The sequence below is a fragment of the Promicromonospora citrea genome, from assembly GCF_013004695.1.
Classification (GTDB): domain Bacteria; phylum Actinomycetota; class Actinomycetes; order Actinomycetales; family Cellulomonadaceae; genus Promicromonospora; species Promicromonospora citrea.
In genome coordinates, this window is the sequence record NZ_JABEMG010000059.1 from 18,026 (window position 1) to 28,271 (window position 10,246).

The window sequence follows — 10,246 nt, forward strand, 5'->3', positions numbered from 1 at the left end:
GCGGCGCGTGTCCGACAATCTCCAGATCCTCGTCGACCTGCTGCCGCGGCTCGGTGAGGGAGTCCTCGTCACGCTCGAGCTCACCGTCGGCGGTGCGGTGCTCGCGCTCCTCGTCGCGTTCGTGCTCGGCCTCGCCGGCCGGGCACGAACGCGCTGGGCGCGGGTGCCGTCCCGCGTGGTGGTGGAGTTCTTCCGCGGCACGTCGCTCGTGGTCCAGATCTTCTGGCTGTACTACGTGCTCCCGCTGCCGCCCTTCTACGTCGAGCTCGACCCGCTGGCCTGCGGCATCATCGCGCTCGGGCTCAACTACGGCGCGTACGCCGCCGAGGTCGTCCGCGGCTCGATCAACGCGGTGCCGACCGGTCAGTGGGAGGCCGCCACGGCCCTCGACATGGGCCCGGTGCACCGGCTGCGCCGTGTGATCCTGCCCCAGGCCTGGCCGCTCATGATGCCGCTGTTCACCAACCTGCTGATCCAGCTCGTCAAGGGGTCGGCGCTCGCGACGTACGTCTCGCTGCACGACCTCAACTTCTTCATCGGTGAGCTGCGCAAGGGCACAACCGAGACGGTGTTCGCCTACACCGTGGGCCTGCTGGTCTACTTCGCGATCGCCTACGCGCTCACGCTCGTCATGAACGCGCTCGAGGCCCGGGCGAAGAACAACGTCGGCCAGGGCCCGTCGCTGCGCGAGATCCTGCGCCTGACCCCCGCCCGCGTCGACACGGCGGAGGTGCGGCCATGAACGACTTCTGGAACTGGGACCACGCCGCCGCCGTGTTCCCCTCCCTGATCAAGGGCCTGGGCGTCACCGTGCTGGCCACCGTGATCGGCATGGTGATCGCCGCGATCCTCGGCCTGCTGGTGGCGATCGTGCGCCGGTCCGGCGTCCGCGCCGTGACCTGGCCGGTCGGCTTCCTCGTCGAGTTCATCCGCTCGACGCCGCTGCTCGTCCAGCTCGTGTTCGCGAACCTGCTGTTCACGCAGTTCCCGTCGCTCGCCGTCGGCTGCGCGGTGCTGGGCATCCACTACGCGACCTACATGTCGGAGGTCTACCGCGCGGGGATCGACGCCGTGCCGAAGGGGCAGTGGGAGGCGGCCGTCGCGCTCGACCTGCCGCGCGGACGCACGTGGCGCGACGTGATCCTGCCGCAGGCCATCCGCAACACGCTGCCGGGCCTGGGGAACTACGCGATCTCGATGTTCAAGGAGACGCCGTTCCTCGCCTTCATCTACGTGGTCGAGATGTACGCCGCCGCGCAGGCCTACGGCGGAGGAAACTTCCGCTACATGGAGGCGATCACCCTCGCCGGCCTGCTGTTCCTCCTGGTGAGCTACCCGACCTCGCTCCTCGTCCGCCGAATGGAGAACCGCCTTGCCTGACACCGCCACGAAACCCGCCATCCAGTTCCAGGGCGTCGGCAAGCGCTTCGGTGACAACGTCGTCCTCGACGGGCTCGACTTCTCGGTCGCCGCCGGCGACCGCGTGACCCTCATCGGTCCGTCGGGCTCGGGCAAGACGACGATCCTGCGCCTGCTCATGACGCTGGAGGAGGCGAACGACGGCCTCATCCTCGTCGACGGCGTGCCGTACACGCACGAGATGCGCGGCGGCAAGCGCGTCGCGATCCCCGAGAAGCGGCGCAGCCTGGTGCGGCGCCGGGTCGGGATGGTGTTCCAGCAGTTCAACCTGTTCCCGAACATGTCGGTGCTGGAGAACATCATCGAGGCGCCGATCCACGTGCTCGGCGTGCCGAAGGCCGAGGCGATCGCCAAGGCCGAGGACCTGCTCGAGAAGGTCGGCCTGGCCGACAAGCGGGACGCGCGCTGCACCCAGCTCTCCGGCGGGCAGCAGCAGCGCGTCGCCATCGCGCGGGCCCTGGCCATGGAGCCGGAGATCCTGCTGCTCGACGAGGTCACGTCGGCGCTCGACCCCGAGCTCGTCGCCGACGTGCTCGCCGTGCTCCGGAACATTGCCGAGACCACCGACATCACCATGCTGATCGTCACGCACGAGATGCAGTTCGCCCGCGAGGTCTCCAACCGGGTGCTGATGTTCGACGGCGGCAAGATCATCGAGGAGGCCCACCCGGAGGAGATCTTCACCTCCCCGAAGCACGAGCGGACCCAGGAGTTCCTCCGCGCCGTCCTCTGACGGCGGGAACGACTTGCTCGAGAACGACCTGAGGGACCGGATCCACGTGGATCCGGTCCCTCAGGTCGTTCTCGGACGTGACCGGTGCGCCTGGGCAGATTCGAACTGCCGACACCCGCTTTAGGAGAGCGGTGCTCTATCCACTGAGCTACAGGCGCTCGGTCCGGGACGGCGTCCCGGACCGGCGCACACAGCCTAGCGGCAGGGCGGCCCGCCGCGCGAAGCGCCGGACCACGCCAAGGTGACGATTGCGCAACATAGGTGACAAACCTTGACCAACCTCCGGAAGGGCTAGAACGATGGCTGACCAACCCGGCGCGGCGCTGCGCCGGGGTCCGCACGACGGCCGTGCGGGCGCGGGACGAGAGGATCGACGATGTTCCTTCGACAGACCAGGTCCCGGGGCGTGGTCGCCCTGGCGGTCGCCTCCGTGGCGGGCGTGCTGCTCGCCGGCTGCTCCGGCGGCGGTGGGAGCGCGCCCACGACGTCCAACCCCTACGCGTCCGCCGAGGGCATGGACGCGGCGCAGGAGCTCGTCGGGGAGTACCCGCGCGAGGAGACCGTCTTCACCAGCGGCACCCAGTGGGGCCCGCCGTCGTCCTGGAACCCCATCCCGGGCGCGGGCGGCGCGACCGGCCTGGGCGGCCTGGTCTACGAGCCGCTGTTCCAGTTCGACCCGATCTCGCTGGAGCTGACGCCGTGGCTCGCCGAGGGTGGCGAGTGGACCGGCGACGACACCTACGAGCTCACCCTCCGTGAGGGCCTCACCTGGCAGGACGGGGAGACGCTCGACGCCGACGACGTCGTCTTCACCGCCGAGCTCGGCCAGGTCGACGCCGTGCCGTGGAGCAACCTGTGGACCTGGCTCGACAAGGTCGAGGCGACGGACGACACGACGGTGACGTTCACCTTCTCCGACCCGCGCTACCAGGAGTGGGACAACTGGCTCTACACCACGATGATCGTGCCGGAGCACATCATGGGTGACTGGTCGGACGACGAGCTGCTGTCCAACCCGAACGAGGACCCGGTCGGGTCCGGCGCCTTCAAGTTCTCGGCCGTCGGCCAGGACCGCATGGTCTGGGAGCGGAACGACGACTGGTGGGCCAAGAGCGAGCTCGGCCTCGAGATGCCGATGAAGTACATCGTCGACGTGGTCAACACCTCCAACGAGGTGGCCCTCGGCCTCATGCTGTCCGGCGGGCTGGACCTGAGCAACAACTTCCTGCCCGGTGTGAACCAGCTCGTCGACACCGGCCAGGTCACCACCTACTACGACGGCGAGCCGTACATGCTGGCGGCGGCGTCGGCCAACCTCGTCCCGAACCACACGCGGGCCCCGATGGACGACGTCGAGTTCCGTCAGGCGCTGGCCCGGTCCATCGACGTCGAGAAGATCGTGACGAACGCGTACGGCGGCCTGGTGCAGAAGGCCCACCCGTCGGGCCTGGTGCCCGCGTTCGAGGAGTACTACGACGAGGGCGTCGCGGCCGAGCACGGCTACACGTTCGACGCGGACGAGGCGAAGTCGGTCCTCGCGGACGCCGGCTACGAGGACACCGACGGCGACGGGTTCGTCGAGACGCCCGACGGCGAGGCGATCGACCTCAAGCTCATCGTCCCGGCGGGCTGGACGGACTGGATGGAGGCCGCGCGCGTCATCGCGGAGGACGCGTCCGCCGCCGGCATCAAGGTCACCGCGGAGTTCCCCGACGCGGGCGCCCTGGACGACGCGCGCGCCACGGGCGACTTCGACCTGCTCATCAACGGCAACGCCGGTGTGAGCAACACGCCGTGGACCTACTACAACTACGCCTTCTACCAGCCGATCCAGGAGCAGATGCTCGCGGGCAACTTCGGCCGCTACGAGGACGAGGAGGCGTGGGAGCTGGTGCAGACCCTGTCGCGCACCGAGAACGGCACGCCCGAGTTCACCGAGGCGCTGTCGGCGGTCCAGGAGAAGTTCATGACCGACCTGCCGATGATCCCGCTCTGGTACAACGGCGCCTGGGCCCAGTACAACGAGTCCCAGTGGACCAACTGGCCGAAGGAAGGACGGGAGGACGCCTACTTCCCGGTGCTGTGGAACGGGTACGTCCAGATGGGCGGCCTGAACACGCTGCTCGCCCTCGAGCCCGCCTCCTGACGCATGCGCGGTTACCTCGCCCGCAAGACCCTGGTGTACGGGCTCACGTTCGTCGTCGCGGTCACGCTGAACTGGCTGATCCCCCGGCTCATGCCGGGGGATCCGGTCCAGCGCATGGTCGCCCGGGCCGCCGTCCAGCACCCGGAGACCATCGCGTCCATGGCCGCGTACTACGAGCGGACGTTCGGGCTCGACCTGCCGATCTGGCAGCAGTACCTGAACTACTGGGCCGCGCTGTTCCGCGGTGACCTGGGCACGAGCGTGTGGCTCTTCCCCACGCCGGTGAGCCAGGTGGTCCTCGAGGCCGTGCCGTACACGCTCGGCATCATGATCCCCGCGATCGTGCTGAGCTTCGTGGTCGGCAACACCGTCGGCGCCATGGCGGCGCGCAGCCGCTGGCTCGACAACGTGGCCCTGCCCGTGGGGTACCTGGTCACGGCCATGCCGTACATGTGGCTCGCGATCCTGCTCGCGTGGGGTCTCGGCGTCGCGCTGGGGTGGTTCCCCGTGGCGGGCGGGTACGACTTCGGGCTGGTGCCGCAGTGGTCGTGGACGTTCGTCGCCGACCTGCTGCACCACTGGGTGCTGCCGTTCCTGTCGCTGTTCCTGGTCTCGTTGGGCGGCTGGGCGATCGGCATGCGCAACCTGATCATCTACGAGCTGGAGTCGGACTACTCGAACTACCTGTCCGCGCTCGGCGCCCCGCGCCGGCTGGTGCGCCGGTACGCGTTCCGCAACGCGATGCTGCCGCAGATCACGGGCCTGGCGCTCCAGCTCGGCACCGTGCTGGGCGGCGCCCTGGTCACCGAGATCGTGTTCGGGTACCCGGGGCTGGGCAAGCTCGTGCTGTCCGCCATCCAGAACCAGGACTTCTTCCTGCTGCAGGGCACCCTGCTGTTCGTGGTGATCGGCGTGCTGGTCGCCAACTTCGTGATCGACATCGTCTACGTGCTGGTGGACCCCCGCACGCGGACCGGCCTGACGGGAGCCACGGCATGACGGGGGCGACGACATGACGGCGACACAACCCACCACGGGCCCGGGCACCGAGACGGCCGACCAGGCGGCGGTCGCGGCGGCGCCGTCGGGCGCACGCGCGGGCGGCGACCTGCGGGAGACCCTGTACTTCGCGCTGCGCAACCCGAAGGTGCTGGTCGGCGGGGTCGTGGTGCTCGGCTTCCTGGTGCTGGGCCTCGTCGGGCCGAGCTTCCTGAGGTACGCGCCGATGGACTACGCGGGGCCGCCCATGGCGCCGCCGTCGGCCGACTTCCCGCTCGGCACCACGACGTTCGGGCAGGACGTGTTCGCGCAGTTCGTGGCCGGGCTGCGGTCCACGTTCCTCGTGGGCGTGCTGGGCGGCGCGGTGGCCGCCGTCATCGGCATGACGATCGGGTTCGTCGCGGGCTACCGCGGCGGCCTGATCGACGAGCTGCTCAACATGCTGACCAACGTCGTGCTCGTCATCCCCGGGTTCGTCGTGCTCGTCATCCTCAACGCCTACCTGGGCGTGCGCAGCGTGCCGATGCAGGCGCTGTACATCGGCGTGTTCAGCTGGCCGTGGGTCGCGCGCGCCGTCCGCTCCCAGACGCTGTCGCTGCGCTCGCGGGACTTCATCGACCTGGCGCGGCTGTCCGGGGTGGGGGTCGGCACGATCCTGCGGCGCGAGGTCGCACCGAACATGTACTCCTACCTCTTCATGACGTTCGTGCTGTTGTTCGGCGGGTCGATCCTCACGGCGGCGTCGCTCGATTTCATCGGCCTCGGGCCCACGAACGCGATGTCGCTCGGCCTCATGATGAACCAGGCCGTGCAGTGGAGCGCGCTCCACCTGGGCCTGTGGTGGTGGTTCGTGCCACCGGGGCTCGGCATCACCCTGATCGTGGGCTCGCTCTACATCATGAACGTCGGGCTCGACGAGGTCTTCAACCCCAAGCTGCGGGAGACGTGATGGCACTGTCCGTGACCGATCTGCGGGTCTGGTACCGCACGCTCAAGGGGGACGTGAAGGCCCTCGACGGTGTCACGTTCGACGTGGCCGACGGCGAGATCATGGGCATCGCCGGCGAGTCCGGCTGCGGCAAGACGACGCTCGGCAAGGCGCTCATCCGCCTCGACACCCGCATGCGGCACGAGGGCGGCACCGTCGCCCTCGACGGCGAGAAGCTCCCCATCGCCGACGACGCCGCCATGCGGCGGTACCGCTACCGCGAGGTGTCCCTCATCCCGCAGTACGCCATGTCCGCCATGAACCCGACGCGGAAGATCGGCAAGATGATCCGCGACCTGCTCGCGGCGCACGGCGTGCGGTACGCCGAGGTGCTGCCGGAGCTCGAGCGGCGGCTCGGTCTGGTGGGGCTCGACGCCGAGGTGCTGAAGCGGTACCCGATCGAGCTGTCCGGCGGCATGAAGCAGCGCGTGGTGCTCGTGCTGTCCACGCTGCTCAACCCGTCCCTGCTCATCGGGGACGAGGTGACCTCCGCGCTCGACGTGTCCTCGCAGAAGGCCGTCGCCCGCGCGCTCGTCGAGTTCCGCGACCACGGGTTCGTCCGGTCGATGATCGTGATCACCCACGACATCTCCGTGCTCTTCCAGGTCGCCGACACGATCCTCGTCATGTACGCGGGCCACCTCGCCGAGAAGGCGCCGGCCCGGACGATCATCGACGCGCCCCTGCACCCGTACACGAAGATGCTCATCGGGGCGCTGCCGCAGGTGGGCGACCGGTACGACGAGCAGCGGCTCAGCGGCATCGAGGGGCGGCCGCCGTCGCTCCTCGACCCGCCGACGGGCTGCCGGTTCCGGGACCGCTGCCCCCTGGCGCACGACCGGTGCGCCGAGGCGCCGCCGTTCCGCGAGGTCGCCGAGGGCCACCAGGTCGCGTGCTGGGCGGTGAGCTGATGCTGACGCTCGACCGCCTCGACAAGGTCTACAAGACCGGCACCTTCGGCACCTCCGACCTGCACGCCGTGCGCCAGGTCAGCCTCGACGTGCGGCGCGGCGAGGTCGTGTCCCTCATCGGGGAGTCCGGCAGCGGCAAGTCCACCATCGGCAAGATGGTGCTGCACCTGCTCGACTCGTCGGGCGGCACGATCACGTTCGACGGGCGCGACGTCACCTCGCTGGGCTTCCGCGAGCGGCGCGAGTACTACCGCCGGGTGCAGGGCGTGTTCCAGGACCCGTTCAGCTCGTTCAACCCCATCTTCAAGGTGGACAGGACGTTCGAGACGCTCCGGCGGTCCTACTTCCCGCGCGTCTCCTCGTCCGACTGGCGCGGGCGGCTGGAGGAGGCGCTGGGCGCGGTCAGCCTCCAGCCCGGCGACATCCTCGGCAAGTTCCCGCACCAGCTCTCCGGCGGCCAGCTCCAGCGCCTGCTCATCGCGCGCGCCCTGCTGCTCGACATCGACCTGCTGGTGGCCGACGAGATCATCTCGATGCTCGACGCCTCGACCCGCATCGACGTGCTCAACCTCCTGGTGGAGCTCAAGTCGCGCGGCCTGGGCATCCTGTTCGTGACGCACGACCTCTCGCTCGGCAACTACGTCTCCGACCGCGTCGTCATCCTCTACAAGGGCCGCGTCGTCGAGCGGGGCGTCACCAGCGCCGTCTTCGACGACCCCCTGCACCCCTACACGCGCGACCTGCTGGCCTCCGTGCCGCACCTGGACCGCACGTGGGAGGACGTCGAGGCGGAGGAGGCCGAGCGGTCGGCGAACCTGGCCGGGCGCTGCCTGTACCACGAGGCGCTCGCGGCGCAGGGGCGGGCCTTCGGGGAGGAGGCGGAGGCGGCGGACGGCGTCCCCGACGGCGTCGGGCTCGTGGAGCACACGCCGGGGCACTTCGTCGGCTGCTTCCGCCTGGCGGCCGACGACGACTGCCCGGCCGCGTGACCGCTACTCCTGGATCAGCACGGGGACGCCGGGGTCCAGGTCGGTGAGCCGCTCGAAGTCCTCCGGCGTGAGCCGGAGGCAGCCGTTGCTCACCGCCTGGCCCTGGCCCTCGCCCACGTGCAGCGCCGTGGCCGCGTACGCCGTGCCGTAGAACCCGTCCAGCGCCTCGCTCTGCATCGACAGGAACACGCTGAGCCCGGTGTTGACGGCCTCCGTCACGGTGAAGACCTGGGTGAGACCGAGCGGCGTCGGCGTCTCGGGGGCGCCCACGGCGACGGAGAGCTGCTCGCGCGTGCCGTCGGCCTCGTGGAGGGTCACCGTCCGGTCGGACACGTCGACCAGCACCGACCGGCGCTCCGTGCGCAGCACGACGTCCTCGGCGCGCAGCCACGCCGACGCGCCGTTCACGCGCTCCGGGTCCTGCGACGGCAGGGCGCCGCGGCCGTAGGGGACGAGCACCCGCACCCAGTCCTCCCGGCGCTCGACCACGAGCCAGCGCGCCTGCGCGTCGTAGTAGGCGTTCTCGAGCGCGAGGACCGGCGGCACGGCGACGTCGGGACGCGCCCACGCCGGCGTGCGCTCGGACTTCGGCTGCGCCACCGCGTCCGGCAGGTCGTCCAGCGCCGCGACGTCGACCTGCGGCAGCTCGCGCGGCAGCAGCCCGTCGATGCTCGGCGTCGGCAGGTCGGCCACCGCGAAGGCCGCGGGGCTCGGCTCCGGCTCGGAGGGGGTGGGGGACGGCGTGGGCGTCGGGGAGGGCGACGGGGCGCCGGTGGCCGGTGCGGCAGCGACGCCGTCCGCGCCGGGGCGGAACGCGAACCATGCCGTCGCCGCGAGCACGACCAGCAGCACGACGGCCGCGACCCAGGCCCACAGGCGGGACGTACGGACCGGGGCGTGCCGGGGCGTCTCAGCCATCCCCCGACGATACCGGGCGGCAACCTGCGTCCGATATCTTCCGTAAGCCCGACCTGCACGCTTCACCCCGTCACCGACCGAGGAGAGATCCGTGGCCACCGCCGACCGGACGTTCCCGACCACGACCGTCCCGACGCGCCGTTCCCGCAACCTCGTGCTCACCGGCGCCGTCTCCGTCGCACTCATCTCGACGGGGTCCGCCTACCTCGCGATGGTCCAGTTCGGCGTCGACGTGCTCGCCATGAGCCAGGGCACCGCCTACGCCACGGCCGGCGTCTTCGAGCTGTCGCTCGTCACCGTCGCCCTCCTCGCCCGCGAGGCCGCCCGCGACAACCGGCCCGGCGGCACGCTCCTCGCCCTGACCTGGCTGCTCTCCTCCGCCTCCGGCGTGTTCGCCGCGTGGCACGAGGCCTACGTCGGGCACCCGCTCGGCGCGGTGCTCTTCCGCTTCGTCGTGCCCCTGCTCGCGGCGCTCATGTGGCACCTCGCGCTCATCGGCGACCGCCACCTCGCGACCGGCACCTCGTGGTCCGCGCTCCGCCAGTCCGCACGCATGCACGCCCTGTTCCTCACCACCGAGGACCTCTTCCGCGCCCAGAGCCTCCACGACGGCTCGCGTACCGCGCGCCGCCGGCTCGCCACGGCCGAGGCCCGACGCCGCCGGGCGCGCTCCGTCGCGCTGCGCACCGTGCCGCCCACCGAGATGCGTGCCCAGGTCGCCGCCTGGTGCGAGGCGCTCGCGGCCGTCGGGGACGGGACGGCCGACGTCGCGCGCCTGCACCTGGCCGACCGGCAGCGGCTGACGGGGATCCTCACGGGCGAGGCTGCTGGTGCTGACGGCGGGGCCGCCGTCGGGGCGCCCGAGTACGAGTGGCGCGCCGTCGAGGCCGTGGCCGGGGAGGTCGGCGTGCGGCTCGAGGGCGGGCGGGGCCCGTCGGCGCGGGAGGACGGTGCGGGGCCGGGGGGCGCCGCCGCGGGCGACGCGGTCGACGGGCAGCTCGACGGGCCGTTCGACGGGCCGTTCGACGAGCAGGGCGTGTTCGACGGGCAGGCGGTGTTCGACGGGCAGGCCGAGGCGGCGAGCGGGAGCGGTCGGCGCAGCGCGGCCCTCGACGCGCCGCGCGAGCGGGTGACCGGGCGCGC

Annotated in this window: 9 protein-coding genes, 1 tRNA gene and 1 pseudogene; 9 read left to right on the forward strand and 2 right to left on the reverse strand. The window is 71.0% G+C overall.

The genetic code is table 11. From position 1 onward, the window contains the following. The first annotated feature begins 7 nt into the window (after window positions 1–7). The 3 genes from ehuC to ehuA are packed head-to-tail and all read left to right on the forward strand — an operon-like array spanning window position 8 to window position 2,152. Window positions 8–742, forward strand: coding sequence for an ectoine/hydroxyectoine ABC transporter permease subunit EhuC (ehuC, locus tag HLB15_RS12725; RefSeq protein WP_171106141.1), 735 nt, complete (start codon window positions 8–10; stop codon window positions 740–742). Continuing rightward, window positions 739–1,380, forward strand: a complete 642-nt coding sequence (gene ehuD / locus HLB15_RS12730) for an ectoine/hydroxyectoine ABC transporter permease subunit EhuD (protein ID WP_171106142.1) — start codon at window positions 739–741, stop codon at window positions 1,378–1,380. Before ehuC ends, ehuD begins: the two co-directional genes overlap by 4 nt. Then, window positions 1,373–2,152 carry an ectoine/hydroxyectoine ABC transporter ATP-binding protein EhuA gene (gene ehuA / locus HLB15_RS12735; protein WP_171106143.1) on the forward strand — a complete coding sequence of 260 codons (780 nt, stop codon included), beginning with the start codon at window positions 1,373–1,375 and terminating at the stop codon, window positions 2,150–2,152. The genes ehuD and ehuA overlap by 8 nt, the downstream gene beginning before the upstream one ends. An 85-nt stretch (window positions 2,153–2,237) precedes the next feature. On the opposite strand, the gene HLB15_RS12740 is transcribed toward ehuA, so the two are convergent. Next, a tRNA-Arg gene (locus HLB15_RS12740) sits at window positions 2,238–2,310 on the reverse strand. Window positions 2,311–2,528: 218 nt separating this feature from the next. Between HLB15_RS12740 and HLB15_RS12745 the strand changes: the two genes are divergently transcribed. Genes HLB15_RS12745 through HLB15_RS12765 form a run of 5 tightly spaced genes read left to right on the forward strand, consistent with a single transcriptional unit; the run spans window position 2,529 to window position 8,185 of the window. Continuing rightward, window positions 2,529–4,298: an ABC transporter substrate-binding protein gene (locus HLB15_RS12745; RefSeq protein WP_212759816.1), complete on the forward strand. Its 1,770-nt coding sequence runs from the start codon at window positions 2,529–2,531 to the stop codon at window positions 4,296–4,298. Between the two features lie 3 nt (window positions 4,299–4,301). Further along, a complete protein-coding gene (locus HLB15_RS12750) occupies window positions 4,302–5,297 on the forward strand; it encodes an ABC transporter permease (RefSeq protein ID WP_171106144.1) in 996 nt (331 codons plus the stop codon). A gap of 13 nt (window positions 5,298–5,310) precedes the next feature. Next, window positions 5,311–6,246 carry an ABC transporter permease gene (locus HLB15_RS12755; RefSeq protein WP_229785081.1) on the forward strand — a complete coding sequence of 312 codons (936 nt, stop codon included), beginning with the start codon at window positions 5,311–5,313 and terminating at the stop codon, window positions 6,244–6,246. Next, window positions 6,246–7,196 (forward strand): ABC transporter ATP-binding protein, encoded by a 951-nt coding sequence (locus tag HLB15_RS12760; protein WP_171106145.1) that lies wholly within the window; start codon window positions 6,246–6,248, stop codon window positions 7,194–7,196. The genes HLB15_RS12755 and HLB15_RS12760 overlap by 1 nt, the downstream gene beginning before the upstream one ends. Then, window positions 7,196–8,185, forward strand: a complete 990-nt coding sequence (locus HLB15_RS12765; RefSeq protein WP_171106146.1) for an ATP-binding cassette domain-containing protein — start codon at window positions 7,196–7,198, stop codon at window positions 8,183–8,185. The genes HLB15_RS12760 and HLB15_RS12765 overlap by 1 nt, the downstream gene beginning before the upstream one ends. A 3-nt stretch (window positions 8,186–8,188) precedes the next feature. On the opposite strand, the gene HLB15_RS12770 is transcribed toward HLB15_RS12765, so the two are convergent. After that, window positions 8,189–9,103 (reverse strand): L,D-transpeptidase, encoded by a 915-nt coding sequence (locus HLB15_RS12770; RefSeq protein WP_171106147.1) that lies wholly within the window; start codon window positions 9,101–9,103, stop codon window positions 8,189–8,191. Between the two features lie 91 nt (window positions 9,104–9,194). On the opposite strand from HLB15_RS12770, the pseudogene HLB15_RS12775 reads away from it, so the two are divergent. Next, window positions 9,195–10,246: pseudogene (locus tag HLB15_RS12775) on the forward strand (hypothetical protein); the annotation flags it as partial.